At 65.2% G+C, this 25,559-nt stretch carries 26 protein-coding genes; 8 read left to right on the top strand and 18 right to left on the bottom strand.

The features are described from left to right. Positions 1-6 precede the first annotated feature (6 nt). The 6 genes from EDD25_RS16395 to recO form a co-directional block, all read right to left on the bottom strand. Complete coding sequence (locus EDD25_RS16395) at positions 7-1,272, bottom strand: deoxyguanosinetriphosphate triphosphohydrolase (RefSeq protein WP_134174857.1); 1,266 nt, start codon at positions 1,270-1,272, stop codon at positions 7-9. After that, positions 1,265-2,419, bottom strand: coding sequence for a tRNA dihydrouridine synthase DusB (gene dusB / locus EDD25_RS16390; protein ID WP_134174855.1), 1,155 nt, complete (start codon positions 2,417-2,419; stop codon positions 1,265-1,267). Before dusB ends, EDD25_RS16395 begins: the two co-directional genes overlap by 8 nt. Positions 2,420-2,515: 96 nt before the next feature. Further along, positions 2,516-2,644: a hypothetical protein gene (locus tag EDD25_RS18210; protein WP_277871687.1), complete on the bottom strand. Its 129-nt coding sequence runs from the start codon at positions 2,642-2,644 to the stop codon at positions 2,516-2,518. Next, positions 2,641-3,336: a DsbA family oxidoreductase gene (locus tag EDD25_RS16385; RefSeq protein ID WP_241986377.1), complete on the bottom strand. Its 696-nt coding sequence runs from the start codon at positions 3,334-3,336 to the stop codon at positions 2,641-2,643. Before EDD25_RS16385 ends, EDD25_RS18210 begins: the two co-directional genes overlap by 4 nt. A 79-nt stretch (positions 3,337-3,415) precedes the next feature. Further along, positions 3,416-4,279 carry an isoprenyl transferase gene (locus EDD25_RS16380; RefSeq protein ID WP_134174853.1) on the bottom strand — a complete coding sequence of 288 codons (864 nt, stop codon included), beginning with the start codon at positions 4,277-4,279 and terminating at the stop codon, positions 3,416-3,418. Further along, positions 4,276-4,998: a DNA repair protein RecO gene (recO, locus tag EDD25_RS16375; RefSeq protein WP_134174851.1), complete on the bottom strand. Its 723-nt coding sequence runs from the start codon at positions 4,996-4,998 to the stop codon at positions 4,276-4,278. Before recO ends, EDD25_RS16380 begins: the two co-directional genes overlap by 4 nt. 177 nt (positions 4,999-5,175) lie before the next feature. On the opposite strand from recO, the gene EDD25_RS16370 reads away from it, so the two are divergent. The 6 genes from EDD25_RS16370 to EDD25_RS16345 all read left to right on the top strand — a co-directional run bounded on the left by EDD25_RS16370 (position 5,176) and on the right by EDD25_RS16345 (position 11,541). Next, entirely contained in the window at positions 5,176-5,826 is a 651-nt protein-coding gene (locus EDD25_RS16370) for a hypothetical protein (protein ID WP_175182995.1), read from the top strand. A 245-nt stretch (positions 5,827-6,071) separates the two neighbouring features. Continuing rightward, on the top strand, positions 6,072-7,877 hold the full coding sequence (gene acsA / locus EDD25_RS16365) for an acetate--CoA ligase (RefSeq protein ID WP_134175623.1): 1,806 nt from the start codon (positions 6,072-6,074) through the stop codon (positions 7,875-7,877). Beyond that, positions 7,874-8,893 (top strand): pyruvate dehydrogenase (acetyl-transferring) E1 component subunit alpha, encoded by a 1,020-nt coding sequence (pdhA, locus tag EDD25_RS16360; RefSeq protein WP_134174849.1) that lies wholly within the window; start codon positions 7,874-7,876, stop codon positions 8,891-8,893. The genes acsA and pdhA overlap by 4 nt, the downstream gene beginning before the upstream one ends. After that, complete coding sequence (locus EDD25_RS16355; protein ID WP_134174847.1) at positions 8,890-9,870, top strand: alpha-ketoacid dehydrogenase subunit beta; 981 nt, start codon at positions 8,890-8,892, stop codon at positions 9,868-9,870. Before pdhA ends, EDD25_RS16355 begins: the two co-directional genes overlap by 4 nt. After that, entirely contained in the window at positions 9,863-11,302 is a 1,440-nt protein-coding gene (locus EDD25_RS16350) for a dihydrolipoamide acetyltransferase family protein (protein WP_134174845.1), read from the top strand. Before EDD25_RS16355 ends, EDD25_RS16350 begins: the two co-directional genes overlap by 8 nt. Beyond that, positions 11,299-11,541 (top strand): acyl carrier protein, encoded by a 243-nt coding sequence (locus EDD25_RS16345; RefSeq protein WP_134174843.1) that lies wholly within the window; start codon positions 11,299-11,301, stop codon positions 11,539-11,541. The genes EDD25_RS16350 and EDD25_RS16345 overlap by 4 nt, the downstream gene beginning before the upstream one ends. Positions 11,542-11,637: 96 nt before the next feature. On the opposite strand, the gene leuA is transcribed toward EDD25_RS16345, so the two are convergent. From leuA to hrcA, 9 genes are all read right to left on the bottom strand, one after another. Then, a complete protein-coding gene (leuA, locus tag EDD25_RS16340; protein WP_134174841.1) occupies positions 11,638-13,404 on the bottom strand; it encodes a 2-isopropylmalate synthase in 1,767 nt (588 codons plus the stop codon). 193 nt (positions 13,405-13,597) lie between these two features. Next, positions 13,598-14,515, bottom strand: a complete 918-nt coding sequence (era, locus tag EDD25_RS16335; protein ID WP_134174839.1) for a GTPase Era — start codon at positions 14,513-14,515, stop codon at positions 13,598-13,600. Further along, entirely contained in the window at positions 14,499-15,824 is a 1,326-nt protein-coding gene (locus EDD25_RS16330; protein WP_134174837.1) for a hemolysin family protein, read from the bottom strand. Before EDD25_RS16330 ends, era begins: the two co-directional genes overlap by 17 nt. After that, positions 15,824-16,288, bottom strand: a complete 465-nt coding sequence (gene ybeY / locus EDD25_RS16325; protein ID WP_134174835.1) for an rRNA maturation RNase YbeY — start codon at positions 16,286-16,288, stop codon at positions 15,824-15,826. Before ybeY ends, EDD25_RS16330 begins: the two co-directional genes overlap by 1 nt. Continuing rightward, positions 16,285-17,301 (bottom strand): PhoH family protein, encoded by a 1,017-nt coding sequence (locus EDD25_RS16320; protein ID WP_134175621.1) that lies wholly within the window; start codon positions 17,299-17,301, stop codon positions 16,285-16,287. The genes ybeY and EDD25_RS16320 overlap by 4 nt, the downstream gene beginning before the upstream one ends. 52 nt (positions 17,302-17,353) lie before the next feature. Beyond that, the gene (locus EDD25_RS16315; RefSeq protein ID WP_134174833.1) at positions 17,354-17,731 is read right to left on the bottom strand and encodes an HIT domain-containing protein; all 378 of its coding nucleotides are present in this window, start codon (positions 17,729-17,731) and stop codon (positions 17,354-17,356) included. A 19-nt stretch (positions 17,732-17,750) separates the two neighbouring features. Next, entirely contained in the window at positions 17,751-18,491 is a 741-nt protein-coding gene (locus EDD25_RS16310; RefSeq protein WP_134174831.1) for a 16S rRNA (uracil(1498)-N(3))-methyltransferase, read from the bottom strand. Between the two features lie 12 nt (positions 18,492-18,503). After that, positions 18,504-19,613: a molecular chaperone DnaJ gene (dnaJ, locus tag EDD25_RS16305; protein WP_134174829.1), complete on the bottom strand. Its 1,110-nt coding sequence runs from the start codon at positions 19,611-19,613 to the stop codon at positions 18,504-18,506. Between the two features lie 62 nt (positions 19,614-19,675). Next, positions 19,676-20,704 (bottom strand): heat-inducible transcriptional repressor HrcA, encoded by a 1,029-nt coding sequence (hrcA, locus tag EDD25_RS16300; RefSeq protein ID WP_134174827.1) that lies wholly within the window; start codon positions 20,702-20,704, stop codon positions 19,676-19,678. Between the two features lie 166 nt (positions 20,705-20,870). On the opposite strand from hrcA, the gene EDD25_RS16295 reads away from it, so the two are divergent. Then, a complete protein-coding gene (locus tag EDD25_RS16295; protein WP_134174825.1) occupies positions 20,871-21,311 on the top strand; it encodes a DUF4870 domain-containing protein in 441 nt (146 codons plus the stop codon). A gap of 95 nt (positions 21,312-21,406) precedes the next feature. Next, positions 21,407-21,781, top strand: coding sequence for a DUF4870 domain-containing protein (locus tag EDD25_RS16290; RefSeq protein ID WP_134174823.1), 375 nt, complete (start codon positions 21,407-21,409; stop codon positions 21,779-21,781). Positions 21,782-21,798: 17 nt separating this feature from the next. Here EDD25_RS16290 and hemW read toward each other — a convergent pair whose 3' ends face one another. Genes hemW through lepA form a run of 3 tightly spaced genes read right to left on the bottom strand, consistent with a single transcriptional unit; the run spans position 21,799 to position 25,535 of the window. Next, positions 21,799-23,022, bottom strand: coding sequence for a radical SAM family heme chaperone HemW (hemW, locus tag EDD25_RS16285; RefSeq protein ID WP_134174821.1), 1,224 nt, complete (start codon positions 23,020-23,022; stop codon positions 21,799-21,801). A 4-nt stretch (positions 23,023-23,026) separates the two neighbouring features. Next, complete coding sequence (locus EDD25_RS16280; RefSeq protein WP_134174819.1) at positions 23,027-23,674, bottom strand: DUF1990 family protein; 648 nt, start codon at positions 23,672-23,674, stop codon at positions 23,027-23,029. A 4-nt stretch (positions 23,675-23,678) separates the two neighbouring features. Next, positions 23,679-25,535 (bottom strand): translation elongation factor 4, encoded by a 1,857-nt coding sequence (lepA, locus tag EDD25_RS16275; RefSeq protein WP_134174818.1) that lies wholly within the window; start codon positions 25,533-25,535, stop codon positions 23,679-23,681. Positions 25,536-25,559 lie beyond the last annotated feature (24 nt).

The raw sequence follows: 25,559 nt of genomic DNA, 5'->3' as shown, positions 1-25,559 counted from the left end.
GGGGAACTAGCCCTGCACCAGTCGTTCGTACCAGGCCAGGGCGGACTGGTCGGTGAGGCTGGCGACCTGATCGACAACCACGCGCTTGCGGGCCGCATCGTCACCGGCGGCAGCCCAGTCTTCGGTGAAACCGGGGTCGAGGTGCTCGTCACCGCTCGCCAGAAGAGTGTCGGCCAGAAGCGTCAGAACCTGCCTCTGTTGCACATAGATCGGTTTGCGCGTGTTGCGTGTCATCACGAACGCCGCGACGATGCCCTTCAGCACAGCAATCTCCGCCTGCGTCTCCCGAGGCACGACCACATGCGCCCCGAAACGGATGAAGTTGGCACCCGGATACGCCGCTCGCGTGGCGCGCACCGCGGCCCCACTGAACCTCCCGATGAGCTGGCTGCTGAGATTCTTGAGCCGCCCCTGGTCGCGCCGTCCTCCCGACCATTCGGACATCCAATAGTCGAGGGAGTCCAAACGGTTGAAGGCCTTCGCGAGGTCCTCCTCGGAGAGCTCGCCGCCGATCCACTCCGACATGGTCGCCAGGAGATCATCGTGATTGGTACGGCGCCCAAGCAACGCAACGTCCACGTAGCCGTTCACGACGGCATCTTCGAAGTCGTGGACCGAATAGGCAATGTCGTCTGAGAGGTCCATGATCTCGGCCTCGATACACAACTGCCGGTCGGGGGCGCCCCGACGCAGCCATTCGAAGACGGCAATGTCATCTTCGTAGAACCCAAATTTGGCGCGACCGCTGGGGTCCCGCACCGAGGAACTCTCCGGCCACGGATACTTGCAACTCGCATCCAGGCTCGCTCGCGTGAGGTTCAGTCCGTAGCTCTGCCCGTTGGGGCCGAAAACTTTCGGCTCCAGGCGGGTGACGAGTCGAAGCGTCTGGGCGTTTCCCTCGAAACCACCGATGTCGAGCGACCAGGTGTTGAGCGCCTTCTCCCCATTGTGGCCAAAGGGCGGATGCCCGATATCGTGCGCCAGGCAGGCGGTGTCAACGATGTCCGGATTGGTATTGAGCCGATTCGCCAGTTCGCGGCCCACCTGGGCCACCTCGAGCGAGTGCGTGAGTCGGTTGCGCGCGAAGTCGAGACCCGCGGTCGGGCTGAGTACCTGCGTCTTGGCGGCGAGTCGGCGCAGCGCGCTGGAATGCAATAGCCGTGCGCGGTCGCGTGCGAAGTCGCTCCGGCGGGAGTAGTGCTCCTCCGGAAACCAGCGTTCCTCGTCATGTTCGCTATAGGGGGGCGTGCCGTGTTCCGTTGAGTTAGCCACCGCTCGTGTCCCCTTCGCCCTCGGTCAGGTGCCGTCGTTCGACCCCGGCCAGCTCCTGGGAGTCCAACCACCGCTCCGGCAGCGACGGCTTTTTGGGCGTTCCGGCACGCCCGCGGGGCCCCTCCGCACCGTCACCGGGGTACGGCTGGTCCCAGTCGAGCGTTCCGAGCAGGTCGTCAAGCATGGCCAGGGACTCCACGGCGGCCAGCCTGGCACGCAGGTCACCGCCGACCGGATAGCCCTTGAAGTACCACGCCACGTGCTTGCGAATGTCGCGGCAGGCGCGTTCTTCGCTCTCGAAGAACTCCGTCAGCAGTTCCGCGTGCCGACGGAAGGTCGCGCTCACCCGGCCGAGGCTGGGTTCAGCCTTGACCGTCTCGCCGCGGAATGCCGCGGCGAGGTCGCCGAAGAGCCACGGTCGCCCGAGGCACCCGCGGCCGACAACGACGCCGTCGCATCCGGTCTCGGCGACCATGCGCAGGGCATCGTCGGCCGACCAGATGTCTCCGTTGCCGAGGATCGGCGTGTCCGTGATGGCGTTCTTGAGCTTTTCGATGGCCGACCAGTCAGCGTGACCGGAATAGAACTCCGCCGCCGTGCGCGCGTGCAGGGCGATCGATGCGACACCGGCGCCCGCTGCGGCCTTGCCGGCTTCGAGGTAGGTCAGGTGATCGGAGTCGATGCCCTTGCGCATCTTCACGGTGACGGGAACGTCCCCGGCGGCGTCGACGGCCGCTTCGACGATCTGGCGAAAGAGGCCGATTTTCCAGGGCAGCGCCGCTCCCCCGCCCTTGCGCGTGACCTTGGGTACCGGGCAGCCGAAATTCAGGTCGATGTGATCGGCACGGTCCTCGGCCACGAGCATGGTGACCGCTTCCGACACGGTCTTGGGGTCGACCCCATAGAGCTGAATGGAACGCGTCGTTTCGCTCGGATGGTGAGTGATCAGACGCATCGACTCGCGTGTGCGCTCGATCAGGGCACGCGACGTGATCATTTCGCTGACATAGAGACCGGCGCCGAATTCCTGACAGAGACGTCGAAATGCGGTGTTCGTGATGCCGGCCATGGGAGCGAGGACGACCGGCACGTCGAGCGTGAGGGGCCCGATCTTGAGCGGTGCGGGGGACGCGGGTGTGAGAGTCATGTGTAGGTCAATTCTTCCAGAACAATCCGCTGTTAAAAACAACAGGTGTGGCACCCACGAGTGGGCGCCACACCTGTTGCGCTGGAAAGCGGTGTGTCAGGCCCCGCAGCCGCAGGAACCGCAGCCACAGGCGCCGGCGCCGGCGGTTTCACCGGGCTGCTCGAGGAGCTGGATCGTGGGGCTCGGCGTGGCGTCGGGCGTGTTCGTGGTGGTTGCGTCGTTCATGCGATGGTCTCCTCAGACTTTTCGGTTCGTACCTGGTTCAAGACTTGGGCAAACGTATCAGGATCCTGCGCTCCCGACACTCCATATTTTCCGTCGATAACGAAGAACGGAACACCCTGAATGCCGTATTCGGCGGCCTGGGCGACGTCCGCCTTCACGTCGGCGAGATACGCGTGCTCGGTGAGGACCCGGACCACATCGGAGCGGTCCAGACCGATTTCGGCCGCGAGGTCGGCGAGGTCCTCGATGCGCCCCACGTGCCGCCCTTCAACGAAGTACGCCTTCAGTAGACGTTCCTTCATGTCGAGCTGGCGACCTTTGGCCTTGGCGTAGTGCAGAAGTTCGTGCGAGATGACCGTGTTGGTCTGGTGAATGGAGTCGTAGTCATAGTGCAGGCCAACGCTCTCCGCGATGCCGGTCACGCGCTGGAGCATGCTCTCGACCTCGGCGATGGGCAGGCCCTTCTTCTCGCTGAGGTACTGCGTCGGAGTACCCGCATACTCGACCGGGGTATCGGGCGAGAGCTCGTAGCTGTGGTACTCCACCTCGACGGCACCGCCATACATGGCCGCCCCCGCCTCGAATTTACGTTTGCCGATGTAGCACCAGGGACATTGGACATCCGACCAGATGTCTACCTTGATGGTGTCGGCGGTGGCTGTCGCTTCGTTCACATTCGTTGTATCGGTCACTCTGGCGCAACCACCAGGACGACCCGCAATATTCCCGCGGCCCCGATGAGAAGCTCATTCCATTCATTGGAACGTGATTCTAATGACCTGTGGTTTTGCTGGTGGGCACGTCGACCGCCCCGCCATAGCGGCGATTGCGCGAAGCGTAGAGCTCCACGGCGTGCCAGAGATCGACCCTGGTGAAGTCGGGCCAGAGCGTATCGAGGAAGACCATCTCCGCGTAGGCACTCTGCCACAGCAGGAAGTTGCTCGTGCGTTGCTCCCCCGAGCTGCGCAGGAACAGGTCAACATCGGGGAGTTCATTCGTGTACAGGTGTCGCTGGATGGCCTTCTCGGTGATCCCGGACGGCTTCAGCCGGCCTGCCGCGACCTCCTCGGCCAGCTCACGCACCGCATCCGTGATCTCCGTGCGGCCACCGTAGTTCACGCACATGGTCAGGGTGAGCACATCATTTCCCGCCGTGAGCTTCTCCGCAAACTGCAGTTCGTTGATGACGGATGCCCACAGCCGGGGCTTGCGTCCAGCCCAGCGCACGCGCACTCCCCATTCGTTCAGCTGGTCCCTGCGGCGGTGCAGCACGTCCCGGTTGAACCCCATGAGAAAGCGAACCTCCTCGGGGGAACGCTTCCAGTTCTCCGTGGAGAACGCATAGACGCTCAGATGCTTGACGCCGAGTTGGATGGCCCCGGCGACGACATCGAGCAGCGCGGCCTCGCCCATCTTGTGCCCCTCGATACGACTGAGTCCCCTGGCGTTCGCCCAGCGCCCGTTCCCGTCCATGACGACGGCGACGTGCTCGGGAACAGCCTTGGGTTCGAGGTCCGGCGGATACAGTCCGGTCCAGTCGAGGGCCTTGAACGGCACGGCGTCTTTGTGCGTGAAGGGCTTGGGACTGCGCGGCTTGCGCAGGAATCCCCGCCGGGTCGGTTCGAGGGATGTCATCGTGTCACGTGTTCCAGCGATCGTAGTCCGCGGCCGAGGTGCCACTGTGTGTACGCCGCGACGATGCCACCCGCCTGGTTCTGGGTGCGCGCGCTCGTGGACGCGGCATGGTCCCAATCGCCGGTGAGCAAAGCGCTCAGGAGAACAATGGTGGCGGTATCCAGGCGCGGAGACCCGGGCGGGGCGCAATCGTCGCAGACGACACCGCCCAGCTGAACGACGATCGACGAGTGCTCTCCCCCTGCCCCACAACGGGCGCAGTCCTGAAAGCTCGGCGCCCAGCCGGCCATCGAGACCGCACGAAGCAAATACGAGTCCAGGGTGAGGCTCGGGCCGTGTTCCCGGCGCGAAAGGGATCGTAGTGCTCCCACCAGAAGGAGGTATTGCTGAAGGGAACCCTCGGATTCCGTCAGCTTGTCCGCGGTTTCCACCATGACGCTCGCTGCCGTGTAGCTGTCGTAGTCGGCGGTGATCAGGGCGCCGTAGGAGCCGAGGGACTCGGCCTGAGTGACGATGTCGAGGCTTCTCCCCTCGTACAACTGCACATCGGCGACCATGAAGGGTTCGAGCCGTGCTCCGAACTTGGACCCGGTGCGTCGTACACCCTTGGCAACTGCCCGCACCTTGCCGTGCGCTCGAGTGAGCAGCGTGACGATGCGGTCGGCTTCGCCCAGCTTGTGGGTACGAAGCACCACGGCTTCATCTCGGTAGACAGGCACATCTGATTCTCCCACCTCCAGCACTAGTAATTCGCGCGCGGTGGGGGGAGACTTTAAGCAAACGTTCCTTGCGTGGCGTGGAGGTCACTTATGAAACAGGTTCAGATCGCTTTGCCGGACGGAATGCCCGTCTTGTCCCGGGGGAAACACCGCAACCCGCGCAAAGGTGGTTGTTTCATGGAATTCGCCTCCTACCTGGCTGGCGAATCGTGGAGCGATCATCCCGCGTGCACTCACCCGGTGCTGGCTTCACTCGCGCGTATGGTGAACGATTGCACGACCGACGATGGTCGCTCACGATTGGCCGTCCTGATTCCTTCGGTCATCGGCTTGCGCGGAAAAGCCCCGCAGACCGAGATTCTCGTGTCGCTTCGTGCGGCCGCCGCGGCGCTTCCCCTGGTGGACATGCACCGCCAACGCGCCCTTGCCGTCGGCCTCATCTCCTGCGAACGCCACCTCAACCGACTCGGTGTCGATACCCCGGAAACGTCGGCGCGGATTCATGCCGCACTCCGTCTGGTGCCTGACGCGGAAACGTGGGCGCGAGAGTTCATGGTGTCCGTCCGGTCACAGTCACACACCACATTCACGCCGCGCGCTGCTGATTCCATCCTGCGAGTATCCGTGCAGGGCATCGCCGAGGCATGCATTCCCGACCCGGATGCGCAGCTGCACGACCTGCTGGCCGGAGCGATCGCGGATTGCCGCGCGGTTCTCTGCCCGGTGGATTCTCTGCCCGGCACGGTCCCGGTCCTTATCGATGGCATATTCGCCCCCTCCTCACTCCGGGTGCCTGCTGCGCCTCGATCCACCGGTCGGGTCGGGTGAGCGTGGTCGTTCCGGGCTGATCTGAGTTTTCCCGGAACGGACAGGCGGCCTCTGATCGTCATGCCGTTGGCGACTCACACCGCACCGGCTGATCGAGGCTGGGGCTGCGAGCAGAACGGGATGCCTTCGCGGGCGAGGGCGATGAAATCGGCGTCCGCCGCGGATGCAACGACAGCGAGAAATGAGGAGACCGGAAAACGAGCGGGCCCTATGCCCGCCACCCGAGGTGGGCTTTAATGTCGCACATGACGGCAGGAATCGAATCATCCACTCGCTGGCCCACGATCCGCAAACACCCGCTGGCTCTGCAGGTGCAACCGAACCTCCTCGACTACGACGCGACGTGCGCCGCGTTCTCCTGGGATGCCGCCCGGAGCGAACTGTCCGGGCCGCCCGACGGCCGTGGGGTCAACATCGCGTACGAGGCCGTCGACCGGCACGCAAACGGTGCCGGCGGCGCCAAGGAGGCACTCCGCTTCGTCCGGGCGGACGGCACAACGCATTCGCTCAGTTATGCGCAGCTGGCCGAGCGCACCAGCCGGTTCGCGAGCGTGCTGCGCGAGCTCGGGATCGGCCGTGGGGACCGTGTCTTCTCCCTCGCCGGGCGCAGCCCGGAACTCTACACCGCGGTGCTCGGAACGCTCAAGAACGCGAGCGTCTTCTGCCCACTCTTCTCGGCATTCGGTCCGGAACCCGTGCGTCAACGCCTGCAGCTTGGCGGCGGTCGCGTACTCATCACAACGCGGGCCCTGTACCGCAAGAAGATCGTGCCCATCCGGGACGAACTGCCCGAGCTGCGCCACGTTCTCCTGATCGACGCGGGCGATGAACCCGAGCCGGGCACACTCGATCTGGCGACGCTCATGCAAGATGCGCCCCCCTACGGCGAGATTGCGATGACCCAACGCGAGGACATGGCCCTCCTGCACTTCACGAGCGGCACGACGGGCACCCCGAAGGGCGCGATCCACGTGCACGATGCAGTCACCGCGCACTACGCGACCGGTCGCTTCGCCCTCGACCTGCATCCGGACGACATCTACTGGTGCACCGCCGACCCCGGTTGGGTCACGGGTACCTCCTACGGCGTGATCGCACCGCTCGTGCACGGCGTGACGGTCATCGTCGACGAAGAGGAGATGAATACCGACAGGTGGTACCGCATCCTCGCCGAACAGGGGGTCACGGTCTGGTACACCGCCCCGACCGCGCTCCGCATGCTCATGAAGGCGGGCACGGAGCGGGCCGCCGACTACGACTTGTCCGCCCTGCGCTTCGTCGCGAGCGTGGGCGAGCCGCTCAACCCCGAAGTCGTGGTGTGGGGGCAGGAGGCGTTCGGCCAGCCAGTGCACGACAACTGGTGGCAGACCGAGACCGGCGGAATCATGATCTCAAACTACGCCGCGACCGAGATCCGCCCCGGCTCAATGGGGCGCCCCCTCCCTGGTATCGCGGCTGACCTCGTCGCCCGTGATGAGCAGGGCGCACCTCTGCTGCGGGATGGCGAGGTCGTGCTCGTGACCGAGCCGGATACCGTGGGCGAGCTGGCCCTGCGGCCCGGCTGGCCCTCCATGTTCCGCGGGTACCTCAACGAAGAGGAGCGGTACCGGCGGTGCTTCGTCGGTGGCTGGTACCTCACCGGCGACCTTGCCAAGCGGGACGCCGACGGCTATTACTGGTTCGTGGGCCGCGGCGACGACGTTATCAAGTCCTCCGGCCACCTTATCGGCCCCTTCGAGGTGGAGAGCTCGCTCATGGAACACGCTGCCGTCGCTGAGGCGGGAGTGATCGGCATCCCGGATGCCGTCGCCGGCGAGGTCGTGAAGGCCTTCGTCGAGTTGCGGGCCGGCTGGGAACCCAGCGATTCGCTGCGCCTGGACATCATCGGCTTCGCACGGAAACGGCTCGGCGCCGCCGTCGCGCCGCGTGAGCTCGAGTTCACCACAGGACTGCCGAAGACCCGGAGCGGCAAGATCCTGCGGCGCCTGCTCAAGGCCCGCGAGCTCGGCCTCCCGGAGGGTGACACCTCGACGGTCGAGGTGCCGCGATGACGCGCCGGGCGGCCGGCGCCGACCGGTCGCTCGAGGACGCCGACAGCGCACCTCCGGATCACGGCCGGACCCTCCTGCAGCAGATGCTCAGGGTCAGACGGCTCGAAGAGAAGTGCGTCGAGCTCTATAGCGCGGCCAAGATTCGCGGTTTCCTGCACGTCTACATCGGCGAGGAGGCCGTCGCGGCCGGTGTCATGGCAACCCTCGGGGCGGAAGACGCCGTCGTGGCGACCTATCGCGAGCACGGCCACGCGCTCCTGCGTGGCGTCCCGGCCACGTCGATCCTCGCCGAAATGTACGGCAACCAGGAGGGCTGCTGCCGGGGGCGGGGCGGGTCGATGCACCTCTTCGACGCGGCCCGCCGCTTCTACGGTGGCAACGCCATCGTGGCCGGCGGATTACCCGTCGCGGTAGGCCTGGCGCTTGCCGACAAGATGGCGGGCCGTTCCAGGGTCACGGCGTGCTTCTTTGGGGAGGGAGCCGTCGCCGAGGGCGAGTTCCATGAGAGCCTCAACCTCGCCGCCCTGTGGCAGCTGCCGGTGCTGTTCTGCTGCGAGAACAACCTCTACGCCATGGGCACCGCCCTCGGCCGATCGGAATCCCAGACGAGCATCGCCCTCAAGGCAGCCAGCTACGAGATCCCGGCGTGGTCTGTCGATGGGATGGACGTGCTCGCCGTCGAGGAGGCGGCCCGCCGTGCCGTCGACGCGATCCGGGCCGGTGGCGGTCCGCACTTCCTGGAGTTGCGCACCTACCGCTTCCGGGCGCACTCGATGTTCGATCCCGAGCGCTACCGAGAGAAGGCAGAAGTGTCGACCTGGCTCGAACGCGATCCGATCGAAGCGCTGCGCACCACCCTCGAGTCCTCCGGCAAACTCTCCGACAAGGAATGGGCCGCGATCCAGGGGGAGGTCGACGCCGAGGTGGCTGCGGCCGTCGCGTTTGCCGACGCTGGAACCCCTGAGCCGGTCGAGGAACTCACCCGCTTCGTCTACAGTGATCGCGGCCCGCGATGAAGACCACGTACCGCGAGGCCACCAGGGCCGCGATCAGGGACGCGCTGCTGCGCGATGATCGGGTCTTCCTGATGGGCGAAGACGTCGGGATGTACGGCGGCTGTTTCGCCGTGAGTCTCGGTCTCCTCGAAGAATTCGGCCCGGAGCGAATCCGCGACACCCCGCTCTCGGAGTCCGGGTTCGTGGGCGCGGGAATCGGCGCCGCGCTCGGCGGGATGCGCCCGATCGTTGAAATCATGACGGTTAATTTCAGCCTACTCGCGCTCGACCAGATCATGAACAACGCAGCGACCCTGCTGCACATGTCCGGCGGGCAGCTCAACGTGCCCCTCGTCATCCGGATGACGACGGGAGCCGGTCGCCAGCTTGCGGCCCAGCACTCGCACAGTCTCGAGGGCTGGTACGCGCACATCCCCGGGCTGCGCATCCTCACCCCCGCGACCCTCGAGGACGCCCGCGGAATGCTGTGGACGGCACTCGAGGACCCCGACCCCGTGCTGATCTTCGAACACGCCACGCTCTACAACGTGCCGGGCGAGATCGACGACGCAGCAGGCCCGGTCGACATTGACACCGCCGCGGTGCGACGGAAGGGCAGCGACGTGTCCCTCATCACCTACGGCGGCACACTGCAGCTCGTGCTCGACGCCGCAGAGCAGCTCGCGCAGGAGGGAATCGATGCCGAGGTACTCGACCTGCGCACCCTGCGCCCCCTCGACGATGCCGCGATCCTCGCGACCGTGGCCCGCACCCACCGCGCGGTCGTGATCGACGAGGGCTGGCGCAGTGGCAGCCTCGCCGCAGAGGTGAGCGCGCGCATCACCGAGAACGCCTTCTTCGACCTCGACGCCCCCGTGGGCCGGGTGTGCAGCGCGGAGGTGCCGATGCCGTACGCGAAGCACCTCGAACAGGCCACCCTGCCCTCGCTCGAGCGAGTGCTCGCCGCAGCGCATGAGGCGGTGGGCACGCGTGGGTGAATTCCGGATGCCGTCGCTCGGCGCCGACATGGAGCGCGGCAAGCTCATCGAATGGCTCATCAAACCCGGCGATTATGTGCACCGCGGAGACGTGATCGCCGCGGTCGACACTGACAAAACCGTGATGGACGTCGAATCCTTTGAAGAGGGAGTCGTCTCCGAGCTGCTCGTCGAGGTGGGCACGACCGTGCCGGTCGGCACGGCGCTCGCCCACATCGTACAGACGCCGGCCACCGCGGCGGGACCGAGCAAGGCAGGACCGGGCCAGGCAGAGCCGCTCGCGCCGCTCCCGCCGGAGGCACCGGCAGCCGCGCCCGCGTCCGCCGAGCTATCACCCCGCGAGGAACCGCCCGGTTTCGTCTCTCCCCCGGTACGGCACCTCGCCCACGAACTCGGCGTCGACACGACCCAACTGCACGGCACCGGACGAAACGGCGCACTCACGCGAGCGGACGTCGAGCACGCCAGCGTGACACCGAGTCGACAGCCGCCCCCGACGACGCCGGCGCCCGCCGCGCCGCACCGGGTGCGCTCTTCGCCCCGCGCGCGGCGACTCGCGGCCGAGCTCGGCGTCGATCCTGCCGACATCACCGGCACGGGACCGCAGGGAGCCGTGACCGAGGCGGACGTGCGCCGAGCGGCCGAGCTGCGCACATCACCTGAGCCGGCGGCGCCCGTGGCGGGGCCGACTCCCGCGGAGGCGCCCGCTTCCGCACCGCCAGCGGCCCGCCCGCCCAAGGCCGTCCCCGCGGCCGCGGCCGCAGAGCGCGCGGCGAGCCTGCGCCGGGCCATCGGCACGCTCATGTCCCGCTCGAAGAAGACCATCCCGCACTATTACCTGAGCACGACAATTGACCTGCGCGCCGCGCTCGTCTGGATGGAGACCGTCAACGCGGGGCGTCAGGTGGCGGAGCGGCTCGTCCCGGCGGCGCTGCTCCTGAAAGCCTCGGCGCGCGCGGCCCGCGACGTGCCGGAGATGAATGGATTCTATACCGACGGCGCGTTTCAGCCGAACACGGCCGTGCACCTCGGCGTCGCCGTCGCCCTGCGCCAGGGAGGCATGATCGCCCCTGCGATCCACGACGCGGACACGCTGACGGTTGATCAACTCATGGAGCGACTGCGTGACCTCGTCGGGCGCGCGCGCGCCGGGCGTCTCCAGCGCGCCGAGATGGCCGACTCGACAATCACGGTCACGAACCTCGGTGAACTCGGCGTCGAAAGCGTCTTCGGCGTCATTTATCCGCCGCAGGTCGCGCTCGCGGGCTTCGGCCGCATCGTGGAACAACCATGGGCACACAATGGGATGCTCGGCGTGCGCCAGGCGGTCACCGCGACCCTCTCGGCCGACCACCGGGTCAGCGACGGGCTGCGCGGCGGCCGTTTTCTCGCCCGCATCGACGAACTGCTGCAGATACCGGAGGAATTATGAACGACATGGATGCCCGCGCCGCAGTGCACGCGGCGATCGGCGCGGTAGCCCCGGACGTCGACACCGACGGCCTCGAGCAGAGCGCCAGGCTTCGGCAGGATCTTGAACTCGACTCGCTCGATTTCCTGCGACTCATCGAGACGATTGCCCAGTCGACCGGCGTCGACACTCCCGAGCGCGACTATCCGACGGTCGCAACGGTCGGGGGCCTGATCGCATACGTCGCCCTCCACGGCTGATCGGACCCGTGGTCGCGCGAGCGGGGAAAGGCCCGCAATGAACCATTCGCCCAGTGAGCGTGGTTCATCGCAGGCCGACTCGCGCAGTTTGACGGCTCAGACCACGCTGAGCTCGCGATCGCCCACTTCGGAGCGCACACCACGGTTGACTGCCGAGACGACGGCCTTGAGAGACGCCGTGGAAATGTCCTCGTCGATGCCAACGCCCCAGAACCGCTTGCCGTTGACGTCAAGTTCCACATACGCGGCGGCGAGGGCATCGCCGCCGGCAGACAGGGCGTGCTCGACGTAATCGAACAGGGTGACCTGGATACCCCGCTCCACCATCACCGTGAGGAAGGCGTTGATCGGGCCGTTGCCCCGGCCGGTCACATTGGCCACGTCTTCCCCATCACGCAGGTCAACCGCGAGGTCGACATGCCCGGCCAGGTCGCTGGAGGTGCGCGTGGAGAAGAGCTCGAAGCGGCCCCACTTGGCGTCGGGCGCCTTCACGCTTGCCGGCAGGTACTCGTCATTGAAGATATCCCAGATCTGGGAGCTCGTGACCTCGCCACCCTCGCTGTCCGTCTTCGTCTGGACGACGCCGGAGAATTCGATCTGAAGCTTGCGGGGCAGGTCGAGGGAATGATCGGTTTTGAGCAGATACGCCACTCCGCCCTTGCCCGACTGGGAGTTCACCCGAATGACCGCTTCGTAGCTGCGGCCCAGGTCCTTGGGGTCAACGGGCAGGTACGGAACGGCCCAGACGAGGTCGTTCGTCGTGCAGCCCTGCGCGGCGGCCTCGGCGTCCATCGCCTCGAAGCCTTTCTTGATGGCGTCCTGGTGCGAGCCGCTGAATGCGGTGAAGACCAGGTCACCGGCCCAGGGGCTCCGCTCGGGGACTGGCAGTTGATTGCAATACTCCGCCGTGCGCTTGATCTCGTCAATGTTGCTGAAGTCGATCTGAGGATCAACGCCCTGGGTGAACATGTTCACGCCCAGCGCGACGAGGTCGACGTTGCCCGTGCGCTCCCCGTTGCCGAACAGGCATCCCTCAATGCGGTCGGCACCGGCAAGGTAGCCAAGCTCTGCAGCGGCGATCGCGGTCCCGCGGTCATTGTGCGGGTGCAGGGACAGGATCACGTTTTCGCGGTGCGCGAGGTGGCGCGACATCCACTCGATGGAGTCGGCATAAACGTTGGGCGTGGCCATTTCCACGGTCGCGGGCAGGTTGATGATGACCTTGCGCTCGGCGGTGGGCTCAAAGATTTCGATGACCTGGTTGGCGATGTCCACAGCGAATTCGAGTTCCGTCCCCGTGAAACTCTCCGGCGAGTACTCGTAGTACACCGTCGTGCCGGGCACCGTCGCTTCCATGGCGCGGCATGTTCGGGCTCCGTGGAGCGCGAGGTCGATGATGCCCTGCTTGTCCTGGCGGAAGACGACGTCGCGTTGCAGCACGCTCGTGGAGTTGTACAGGTGCACGATGGCCTGCTTCGCACCCTTGATGGACTCGTACGTGCGCTTGATGAGCGGCTCCCGAGCCTGGGTCAGCACCTGGATCGTGACATCGTCGGGGATGGCTTTTTCGTCGATCAGGCTACGCACGAAGTCGAAGTCCGTCTGGCTGGCGGACGGAAAGCCCACCTCGATCTCCTTGTACCCGATGCGCACGAGCAGGTCGAACATGATGCGCTTGCGCTCGGGGCTCATCGGGTCGATGAGCGCCTGGTTGCCGTCCCGCAGGTCGACGGCGCACCAACGTGGCGCCACCTCGATACGCTTCGACGGCCACGTGCGGTCCGTGAGGTTCACAGCGAACTGCTCGTTATACGGACGGTAGCGGTGAACCGGAAGATTGGACGCGGTCTGGTTATTCTTCATGATCTGTGATCCCTCTAAGAGTGTCAGCAGCCAACGACAAACGCCGCGACGAGGGAGGCCTCAGATTAGGACTCGTCGCGGCAGCTAAGAAGGAGCAGACCGAACAGCATTTTTTTAGGCTAGCATCGTTTCGCGCCGATAGCTCCCCCCCAAAAGGCTCCCAATCCGCCCACGGACGCCGGGAACCCGGGTATTAGAAGCCCAGGCGTCCCAGCTGCTTGGGGTCCCGCTGCCATTCCTTGGCGATCTTGACCCTCAACGACAGGAACACACGCTTGCCCACGAGTGGCTCGATCTCCTTGCGCGCCCGCATGCCGACATCTTTCAGTCGACTGCCCGACTTGCCGATGATGATGCCCTTCTGGCTATCGCGCTCCACGAAAAGGTTCGCGTAGATCTCCACGAGTTCCTGGTCATCACGTTCGATGATGTCGTCGATCGTTACGGCAATGGAGTGCGGCAGCTCGTCGGTCACGCCCTCGAGCGCTGCCTCCCGAATGTACTCAGAAATGCGGGACTCAAGCGTCTCGTCAGTCACGGCGTCGGCCGGGTAGAGTGGCGCTTCGGCCGTCGGCAACAGACGCAAAAGCTCAACCGAGAGCGTGTCCAACTGGATGCGACTGGTCGAGGATATCGGCACAATCGCTTCCCAATCCCGAAGCTGTGACACGGCGAGGAGCTGGTTGGCCACATTGGTCTTGGAGGAGGCGTCGATCTTCGTGACGATGGCCACCTTGCGTGCCCGCGGGAAAGCATCCAGCTGATCATTGATGAACTTGTCGCCGGGGCCGATGGGCTCATTGGCGGGAATGCAGAGCCCAATGACGTCAACGCCGGCGAGGGTGGCGGTCACCAGGCTGTTGAGGCGTTCGCCGAGCAGCGTGCGGGGCTTGTGAATGCCGGGAGTGTCCACGAGGATCAACTGCCCGTTCTTCTGGTGCACGATGCCCCGGATGGCCCGGCGGGTGGTCTGCGGTTTCGACGACGTAATCGCGACCTTCTCACCGACCAGGGCATTGGTGAGGGTGGACTTGCCCACGTTGGGGCGCCCCACGAACGAGACGAACCCCGCACGGTACGCACCGGCCGGGTTTTCATTTGTTCTGGTCATGACCTGCTCCTTCATCGTCCGGCGTCCCGAGGAATGCCGTTTGCGCATCAATCAATGCTTCGTCTCGTTCCACCAGCACGGTGCTGATGCGCTTTCGCCGACCCTCTATTCGTTCGGCGGTGAGGATCAAACCGCTGACCCCGGCGACGGAACCGGCAATCGGGAGCCGGCCCAGGGCTTTTGCCAGGAGACCGCCGACCGAGTCCACGTCGTCGTCGTCGAGTTCGAGGTCAAACAATTCTCCCAGTTCATCAACCGGGAGTCGTGCACTGACACGAAAGTGTCCGTCCCCGAGATCTTCAACCTCGATCGACTCCCGATCGTACTCATCGGAAATATCACCGACCAGCTCCTCAATCAGGTCCTCGAGAGTGACGAGCCCGGCGATTCCGCCGTATTCGTCGATGACCATTGCCAGGTGGTTTGACTCCGCCTGCATTTGCCGCAGGGTCGCATCGGCCTTCTTGGAATCGGGCACATACACGGCGGGGCGAGCGAGTTCGGCAACCGTGAGCGAGTCGGCATTCACGTCTCGTTCATACACCACACGCGCGACATCGCGCAGGTAGAGGATGCCCGTGACGTCGTCGACCTCACCGTCCAGGACGGGCACCCGCGACGTTCCCGTGCTGAGAAAGAGGCCCATGGCCGCGTCGATGGTGGCGGCGGCCTCGATGGTGATCATGTCCGTGCGGGGAATCATCACCTCGCGCACCACGGTTTCGTTGAACTCAAAGATGGAGTGGATCAGGTCCCGATGCGCCTCTTCAATAACCTCCAGCTCGGTCGCCTCATCGACCATGCTCAGCAGCTGGTCCTCAGAGGTGAAGGTCGCGAGGCGGCTGCGGCCGGGTGTCACCCGATTGCCGAGCGCCTCAAGGGCGTTGGCCACCGGCCCGAGCAGCACCCGCACGAAGTGCACGAGGAGCGCGCTTGAGCGCAGCAGCCTGACCGGATGCGCCCGGCCGACGCTGCGCGGGCTTGCACCGACCAGAACAAATGAGACCGCCGTCATGATGAACGCGGACAGGAGCAGGGCGAGTCCCAACCGTTCGATGCTCGTCGCAAAGACCAGCGTCACGAGAACGGCGGCCGTCGTTTCCGCGATGATACGCATGAAGTTGATGGCGTTGAGGTGCGCGCCCATGTCGGCTGCTATCGCCCGCAGGGAAAGCTTGGCACGAGCCGTCGTCACCAGTCCTGCAATGTCGGCCCGAGACTGCGCGGTAATTGCGGCGTCGACGGCAGCCATCAAACCGGCGAAGGCGATCAAGAAGATCGCCGCCGCTAGAAACCACCCGATCAGCATCAGCCGCGGTGTCGTTCCTGCATCGTGAAGCCGAGCAGAATGTCTCGCTGGATCCCGAACATCTCCTTTTCTTCCTCGGGCTCGGCGTGGTCGAAGCCGAGCAGGTGCAGGATTCCGTGGGTGGTCAGGAGCAGGAGCTCGTCGAGGGTCGGGTGCCCTGCCGTTTCCGCCTGCGATTGAGCGACCTGGGGGCACAGCACAATGTCGCCAAGCAGCCCGGGTGGTGTCGGGGCCTCTTCCGTACCCGGCCGCAACTCGTCCATGGGGAAGCTCAGCACGTCTGTGGGCCCCGGCTCGTCCATCCACTGCACGTGGAGCTGTTCCATCGCCCCCTCATCGACGAGCACAATCGCCAAATCGGCGTCGGCATGCACGTGCATGGTGTCGAGCGCGAAGGCCGACAGTCGCAGGATGGTGGCTTCGTCGACGTCGATGGCCGACTCGTTGTTTATTTCAATACTCACGTCTGACTCCGTTTCGGGAGGCGGCCCTGCGGACCGCCGGAACGTTGGGGGCCTCTGGCCGCAAAATCGCGGGCCTCGGCGGTTTCCTGTCGCAGGGCTTGCCGCTGCGCATCGTATTCGGTGTACGCATCGACGATGCGGCCGACCAGGCTGTGGCGCACCACATCCGCGCTCGTCAGGTACGAGAAATGGATGTCGTCAATGCCGTCCAGAACTCGGGTCACCAGCTTCAGGCCGCTGGAGCCGGCGGGAAGGTCAATCTGGGTCACGTCACCCGTGACGACCATCTTCGATCCGAACCCGAGGCGGGTGAGGAACATCTTCATCTGTTCCGGGGTGGTGTTCTGCGCCTCGTCAAGCACGACGAAGGAGGAGTTAAGGGTGCGTCCGCGCATATATGCCAGCGGGGCAACCTCGATCGTGCCCGCTGCGAGGAGCTTCGGGATCAACTCCGGATCCAGCATCTGCCCGAGGGCGTCGTAGAGGGGGCGCAGGTAGGGGTCGATCTTGTCGCTGAGCGTGCCGGGGAGGAACCCGAGGCGCTCCCCCGCCTCCACCGCCGGCCGCGTGAGGATGATGCGCTCGACCTCCTTGTTCTGCAGTGCGCGCACGGCCTTCGCCATGGCCAGGTACGTCTTTCCCGTACCGGCCGGGCCGATGCCGAAAACGATGGTGTTGGCGTCAATCGCGTCGACGTATTCCTTCTGTCCGACGGTCTTGACGCGAACGCTCTTGCCGCGCGCGGTCAGTATGGGCGCTCCGAGGAGCTGGGACGGACTCGTGACAGCGTCACCATGGAGCATGCGCGCCGACGACGCCACCTGGGCCTCGCCCAGTTCTTGCCCGTCGCGGAGCATGACCTGGAGTTCGTCGATGAGGCGACGGATGGATTCAACGCCGTCGGCAGGCCCGATCAGGGTGATGTCGTTGCCGCGAACGTGCACGCTCACATCGGGGTACTGCTTCTCGATTGTGGAGAGGTAGCGGTCTTCCGGACCGAGCAGGCGCACCATGGCGATCCCGTCGACGCGGAGCCGAAGCTCCCGCTGCGGGGCGTTGTGGTGATCAGAGTGAACCAAGGGACCCCTCCCCGAGCGACTGCGACCGGTCGCCCACGCCCATCACGTGTGCGTGCACGTGAAAGACGGTTTGTCCCGCTGCGGCCCCGTTATTGAAGACGAGCCGGAACTCGCCCCCCGTGCGTTCATCGGCGATCGTGGCGGCGACGCGTACGAGTTCGGCCAGGAGCGCGGGATCGCCGGCCGCGAGTTCAACGACATTGCGGTACTGCGTCGCCTTCGTGGTGATGACGATGTGCACGGGGGCCTGAGGCGCGATGTCCTCGAAGGCAATGATGCGGTCGGTCTCCGCCACGATGGTCGCCGGAATTTCGCGGGCGATGATGCGGCTGAAGATGGACGGTTTTGCGCCGGGGGAAGACATATATCTATCTTAAGCTCGACTACCAGCGGCCGAGGGTCGCATTGAGGATTGCCAGCGCGGCAGGACCGGCCGTTGAGGTGCGCAGGACAGTGTCGCCGAGGCGTACCTGGGTGGCGCCGGCCTGCTCGAGCAGGCTGAGTTCCCCCGGCGATATGCCGCCTTCCGGCCCGACGACGAGCACGATGTCGCGGTCATCGTTCGGTGCCGGCACGTCGGTCAGCCGAACCGACGCCGTGGGTTCGAGGAGCAACATCCGTGTCGTTGTTGCGAGCACAGCGAGCTGTTTGGTACTGGCCAACGCGCCGATCGTCGGCAGCCAGGGGCGAATCGACTGCTTGCTGGCCTCTCGCACGATGCTCGACCACCGCTCCTGGCCCTTCGCGACCTTGGGGCCCTCCCACCGGGATACGGAACGGGCCGCAGCCCACGGGATGACGCCGTCTATCCCCAGTTCCGTGGCAGCCTGTATGGCCATTTCGTCGCGGTCTCCCTTGGCCAGGGCCTGAACGAGGCGGATACGCGGGGTCGAGGGCGGCGTCTCCGTCGCCACGTCGACGCGCAGGGTGAACTCCGCCGGGTCCGCCGTCACGACGGTTCCGGCCAGCATGAGACCCGCGCCATTGCCGATCAGGAGCCGCTCACCCGAGCGAATGCGACTCACGGTCACGGCATGCCGGGCCTCAGAACCCGTCACACTCACGACGGAACCGCTCAGGCAGTCCTCCGGCCGAAGTTCCGGCGCCAGGTAGAAAGTGGCCACGATCGTTGTCCGCTAGCCGAGAAAACGGTCGCGAAGCTTCGCGAACAGTCCCTGCTGATAGTGGCTGAGCGCGGGCGCGGGCGCGGAGTGGCGAGCAGCGAACTGCTCGATCAGGTCGCGCTCCTTGTGGTCGAGCCGTGAGGGCGTGACGACCTGGATGCCGATCTTCAGGTCTCCGCGACCGTTGCCGCGCAGCCTCGTAACGCCGCGGTCCTTGATCGTGAGGATCTCGGAACTCTGCGCCCCGGGGCGAAGTTCGACGTCGATGTCACCATCGAGGCCTTTGAGCTTGACCGTCGTCCCCAGGATCGCGGACGTCATTGGGACCTCCAGGGCGCACATGAGGTCATCCCCGTCGCGGCTGAAGATGTCGTGGTGTCGCACCTTCATCTCGAGGTAGAGGTCCCCATTCGGGCCGCCGGCCGGGCCGACCTCGCCGCTGCCCGGCATCTGCAGTCGCAGGCCGGTGTCGACGCCCGCCGGAACGTCGACGGGCACGGTGCGCCGGGCACGAACGCGTCCCTGGCCGGAGCAGGTGGTGCACGGGGTCGCGATGACGGTGCCGAACCCGCGGCATGAACCGCACGGGCTGCTCGTCATGACATTGCCCAGAAGGGAGCGAACCGCGCGCTGGATGCTACCGGTGCCGCGGCAGATATCGCAGGTGACGGGTGCGGTGCCGGGCTGGCAGCACGATCCCTTGCAGGTGTCGCACAGCACAGCGGTGTCAACCTCAAGGTCGCGATGCGTTCCGAAGATAACCTCGGCGAGGTCGAGCTCCACGCGAATGAGCGCGTCCTGGCCGCGTTCCCGCCGGGACTTGGGACCGCGCTGTGATGCGCCACCGCCCCCGAAGAAGGTCTCGAAGATGTCGCCGAAGTTGCCGAAGTTTTGGCCGTCGAATCCGCCGCCACCTCCCTGTCCACCCTGGTCGTATTTTTGTCGCTGGGCGGAATCGCTCAGGACGTCGTAGGCGTGCGTGACGCTCTTGAACGTTTCTGAGGCCTCCGCCCCCGGGTTGACGTCCGGGTGCAGCTGGCGGGCGAGGCGTCGATACGCCTTCTTGATTTCGTCGGTGGTCGCGTCGCGGCTCACACCGAGGACTTCGTAGTGGTCAGCCAAAGGTGGCTCTCCTCGTTGATCTGTTGATAGGGCAGTAGTTGATAGTCAATGCGCGCTGTGAATCAGTTCTCGCCCAGCAGGCGGGACAGATAGCGTGCGACGGCTCGAACGGCCGCCATGTTGTTGGAGTAATCCATGCGGGTCGGGCCAAGTACGCCTAATCGCGCCAAATTACCGTTTGAGGTGTATCCGCTCGTCAGGACCGAGGTTTCGGCCAGTTCGAACGGCGCGTTCTCCCGGCCAATACTGACCGAGACCCCGCGCTGGTCGCCGGCCATCTCGCCGAAGAGGCGGAGGAGAACCACCTGTTCTTCGATCGCCTCGAGTACCGGGTAGATACTGCCGGAGAAATCTTCTTCCGTTCGAACCAGGTTGGCGGTTCCGGCCATCACCAGCTTGGTTTGCCCGTTCGCGCCAACCTGCTCGCGGAGGGTCTCCGTGATGAGGTCGGCGACGGCATCGAGCTCGCGCTCCCCGGGGGGAACGAGCGTCGGGGCTGCTGCCAGCGCCGCGGCGGCATCCGTCATGGTCAGCCCCATGATCGCGGCGGAGAGTCGGGACCGCACCTGCACGAGCGTCGCTTCGTCGACGGGGCCCGGCAGGTCGATCACCCGCTGCTCGACGGCACCGGAATCCGTGATGAGCACGGACAGGACACGTTTCTCGGTGAGAGAAACAAGTTCAATGTGCCGCACTTTCGCGCGGGACAGGGAGGGGTACTGTACGAGAGCGACCTGATGGGTGAGCTGGGACAGGAGACGCACGCTGCGCACGAGCACCTCGTCGAGGTCTGCCGACTGGCCCAGGAACGTTTCGATCGCCTGTCGTTGGGCCGGCGACAGGGGGCGCTGGCCCGCGAGGTGATCGACAAAAACGCGATAGCCCTTGTCGGTGGGAATCCTCCCCGACGACGTGTGGGGTGCGGCGATCAGTTCCTCCTCCTCGAGGAGGGCCATGTCGTTGCGGATCGTCGCGGCCGAAACGCCGAAGGCATGCCGGTCGACAATGGATTTCGATCCGACGGGTTCGCGTGAAGCCACATAATCCTGCACGATGACGCGTAAGACGTCGAGACCACGATCAGAAACCATCGTCACGCCTCCCTACTTGTCGCGCGCACCACATCACTGGCACTCGCATTGCCTGAGTGCCAATCATATCGCGCAACGGGCGATCTCGCCCATTGCCCCCGCACAGGGGTAGCAGTACCTTATGCATATACGCGGTCTCATACACGTTCATCTGAAAGGAATGATCATGAGCGATCCAAACTCGCAGGCGCCCCGTGACCCCGACCCGGGCCAGAACCCACCGCAATCTCCGTACCCGGCGGCGCCCGTGGCCGCGCCGCTCACGGCGGCCGAAGATCAGCAGTGGGCGTCTTGGGCCCATCTGGGCGGAATCCTGTGGATTCTCCCCTCGCTCGTCATCTGGCTCGTGTTCAAGGATCGCGGCCACCGCACAAATATCGAGGCGAAAGAGGCCCTGAACTTTCAGATCACCGTCATGATCGCATGGTTCGCGGTGTTCTTCCTCGGAACATTTCTTGCCCTGGTCACCTTCGGGATCGGCTTCCTGTTCACCTTCCTCGGGTTCGCCCTGTGGGTCATGGCCGTCGTGTTCTCGATCATGGGGTTCCTGGCGGTCAAAGACGGCGGCAGCTACCGGTACCCGGTGTCCGTGCGCTTCATCAAGTAGCCAGAAATTTCAAGGCCGCGGCAAAGGTTCCCCGGGTACGCTGGGATAACCGGTGGCAGACCGCCACAACCCCGGTACTCGATTCAGGAGACCGAATGTCTGATGCCACCCCGCCCACGGATCCGTACCGGTCCTCCGCAGCCCCACTGAGTCCCGCCGACGAGAAGCTCTGGGCGACGCTCATCCATGTCGGCGGCATCTTCTTCTCCTTCGTGCCGTCGTTGATCGGGTATCTGCTGCTCAAGGATCGCGGACCGTTCATTCGCGCCCACAGTGCTTCGGCCTTGAATTTTCAGATCACGGCGGCTATCGGCTACGCCGCGTCGCTCGTTCTCACCGCAATCCTCATCGGATACCTGACAAGTTTCGCCATCTGGGTGGCCGTCGTCGTGTTCAGCATCCTGGCCGGCCTCGCGGCGAACCGCGGCCAGGGATACACGTATCCCCTCTCCCTCAAGTTCGTCAGCTGACCGCTGTGGAGGCGGCTCTATTCCGTGATGCGGCGAACAACCGCATCCGCCAGGAGTCGCCCTTTCAACGTCAGCTCGATTGAACCGGAGAGGGCGGCGCGCGCGTTGATCAACTCGTCTGCAATCAGGCCGGCGACCTCATGCCGTCCCGACGCCGACAGGGAAGCAATCGGGATCCCCGTTCGTATCCGGCTGAGCAGCAGCACGCGTTCGAGTTCCCGGGTGGCCTCATCCAGGGTTTCCCGGCCGACGGCCGGAGACACACCAGAGAGCACGCGCTCGGCATAGGCTGCCGGGTGCTTCACATTCCACCAGCGCACTCCACCCACATGGCTGTGGGCGCCGGGTCCAACGCCCCACCAGTCCTGGCTACGCCAGTACGAGAGGTTATGCCGCGACTCGTGCGCGGCATCCTTCGCCCAGTTGCTGACCTCGTACCAGTGGTAACCGGCCGTGGCCAGGAGCTCGTCGGCGAGCTCGTAGAACTCCGCCTGCTCATCATCATTGGTGGGCACGACGTCACCGCGACGGATCTGGCGCGCCAGTTTGGTGCCCTCCTCGACAATGAGCGAGTAGGCGCTCAGGTGGTCCGGCGCCTGGCTGATGGCGTGCTCAAGGCTCGCACGCCAGTTCTCAATCGTCTCCCCCGGGGTTCCGTAGATCAGATCGAGGCTCACGTCGAGACCCGCGTCACGCGCCCAGCGCACGACGAGGGGAACCCGGTCCGGATCATGGGTGCGTTCGAGAGTGGCCAGCACGCTCGGTACGGCCGATTGCATTCCGAAGGACACCCGGGTGAATCCGGCCTCGGCGAGCGACGCGAGATACGCGGCGTCGACAGAATCCGGGTTGGCCTCCGTCGTGACCTCGGCCCCCGGTGCGATCCCCCATTCCGCGCGCACGGCCTGGAGCATCTTGGCCAGGTCGGTCGCAGGAAGCAGGGTGGGCGTTCCGCCCCCGAAGAACACGGTTGACACAAGTCGCTGCGGAAGACCGGATTCCTTCAGGATTCGACCGGCGGACTCCACCTCAAGCACGGCCTGACTCGCATAGTCACTTTGCTTGACCCCGCGGAGCTCGGTCGCCGTGTAGGTGTTGAAGTCACAGTAGCCGCAACGCACGCGACAAAACGGTACGTGCAGGTACACGCCGAAATCGCGCTCGCTCGCACCAACGGATGCCGACGCCGGGATCAGGCCGTCGACCGGGGCCGGGTCGCCCAGGGGAAGTGCACCAGCCACGGACCTACAGCGCCCCAACCGGGTGCAGTGCCTTCAGGTACCGGCGGGTGAACCGTTCCTGCTGAACGCGAAGAATCGGGGACGCGAGACGGTAGTACCACGTGCTCGGGCGGGAGAAGGAGCGCAGCGTGAACCACACGGAGTCATCCTCACGCTTCTCCACGATGAAGGACTCCTCACCGCTTTCGGGATGCCCCTTCATGGTGCCGTAGGCGAAGCCAACGCGGGCCGTCTCGTCAATGACGTAGACCACCCGCACCGGTGCCTTGACCCGCATCGGACCGACATGGATCTCCAGCTGCGCCGTCATCCCGTTCATGATGTACGGTGTACCGTCCTCAGCGAAGGTGGCTTCGCCCTCCGGCGCCTGGCGGGCGGGAATCGGCGTACCGTCCGGCTCGAACTCCACCGGCGTGTACTGCACTCCCGTGCCGTTTTCGAGGTCGGTGACGCTCATGCCGCTGCCCCGCTGAACGCCCCAGGTCATGAGCAGCTTCGACGCCACGTGAAAACGCTCATCGCCGCTTCCGAGCCGCACGCTGCGCTCAAGCGGCCGGTGGCCCTTCGGCGGGTACTGCATCAGGTCGGGGGCAAGCGTGCCGCCGATGGCCCCATAGGTCACGGCCGCATCGGTGAACGTGGATCGGCGCATCCGTCTACTTCTTTTCTTTCTTGGGGGGTTCATCGCCGGAGAGCGCGGCGATGAAGGCCTCCTGCGGAACCTCGACGCGACCGACCATCTTCATGCGCTTCTTTCCCTCTTTCTGCTTCTCGAGCAGCTTGCGCTTACGGGAAATGTCACCGCCGTAGCACTTGGCGAGCACGTCCTTGCGGATGGCGCTGATCGATTCGCGGGCGATGATGCGAGCGCCGATCGCGGCCTGGATCGGCACGTCGAACTGCTGCCTGGGGATGAGCTTGCGCAGCCTGCCGGTCATGAGCACACCGTAGTCGTAGGCCTTGTCTCGGTGCACGATGGCGCTGAACGCGTCGACCTGCTCGCCCTGCAGCAGAATGTCGACCTTGACCAGGTCGGCCTCCTGCGAGCCGATCGGCTCATAGTCGAGCGATCCGTAACCGGCGGTGCGGCTCTTCAGGTTGTCAAAGAAGTCGAAGACGATCTCGCCCAGCGGCATGGTGTAACGAATCTCGACCCGGTCTTCTCCGAGGTAATCCATGCCGAGCAGTGTGCCACGGCGGCTCTGGCACAGCTCCATGATCACGCCGACGTAGTCCTTCGGCGCGAGGATCGCGGCCTTGACGATGGGTTCCTCGACCTTGGCGATCTTTCCGTTCGGGAACTCGCTCGGGTTCGTGACGGTGACGGTCTTCTTGTCGTCGGTCATGACCTCGTACGGCACGCTCGGTGCCGTCGTGATGAGGTCGATCCCGAATTCCCGGTCGAGGCGTTCAGTGATGATCTCGAGGTGCAGCAGGCCGAGAAAGCCGCAGCGAAAGCCGAAGCCCAGCGCGACGGATGTCTCCGGCTCGTACCCGAGGGAGGCATCGGACAGCTTGAGCTTGTCGAGGGCTTCACGAAGCGCCGGGTAGTCACTGCCGTCAATCGGATACAGCCCGGAGAACACCATGGGCTGGGGCTCCGTGTAGCCGGGGAGCGCCTCCGTGGCCGGCCGTGCCGCGGCCGTGACCGTGTCTCCGACCTTGGACTGGCGAACGTCTTTCACGCCAGTGATCAGGTAGCCGACCTCACCGACGCCGAGGCCCTTCTTACTGATCGTGGCCTCCGGGGAGATCACGCCGATCTCGAGGATCTCGTGCGTGGCACGAGTGGACATCATCTGGATCTTCTCGCGCGGGCCGAGGTTACCGTCGATCATGCGCACGTAGGTGACGACGCCGCGGTAGCTGTCGTAGACCGAGTCGAAGATCATGGCGCGCGTGGGTGCGTCCGGGTCGCCGACCGGCGATGGGATCGAGCGTGCGGCCAGGTCAAGGAGCTCAGAGACGCCCATTCCTGTTTTTCCGGATACCCGGAGCACGTCCTCCGGCTTGCCGCCGATGAGGCTCGCCAGCTCGCGGGCGTACTTGTCGGGTTCTGCCGCCGGCAGGTCGATCTTGTTGAGCACCGGGATGATCGTCAGGTCGTTTTCGAGCGCGAGGTAGAGGTTCGCCAGGGTCTGGGCCTCAATACCCTGCGCCGCATCGACCAGGAGGATCGCGCCCTCGCACGCGGCGAGGCTGCGGGACACCTCGTAGGTGAAGTCCACGTGACCGGGCGTGTCGATCATGTTCAGTGCGTAGGTGACACCGTCGACCTCCCACGGCATGCGCACGGCCTGGCTCTTGATGGTGATGCCGCGCTCGCGCTCAATGTCCATGCGGTCGAGGTACTGAGCACGCATGGATCGCTCGTCGACCACTCCCGTGATCTGCAGCATTCGGTCGGCCAGCGTGGATTTACCGTGGTCAATGTGGGCAATGATGCAGAAGTTACGGATGAACTCGGGCGGGGTGGCGGCCGGTTCAAGCGCCTGAAGTGCTCTCGGTGACATAGTCTGACCATTCTTTCATGTCCG

It is taken from the genome of Cryobacterium psychrophilum (assembly GCF_004365915.1).
Classification (GTDB): domain Bacteria; phylum Actinomycetota; class Actinomycetes; order Actinomycetales; family Microbacteriaceae; genus Cryobacterium; species Cryobacterium psychrophilum.
The sequence above is the reverse complement of the archived record's forward strand: the minus strand, read 5'-3'. Positions and strand labels throughout refer to the sequence as shown.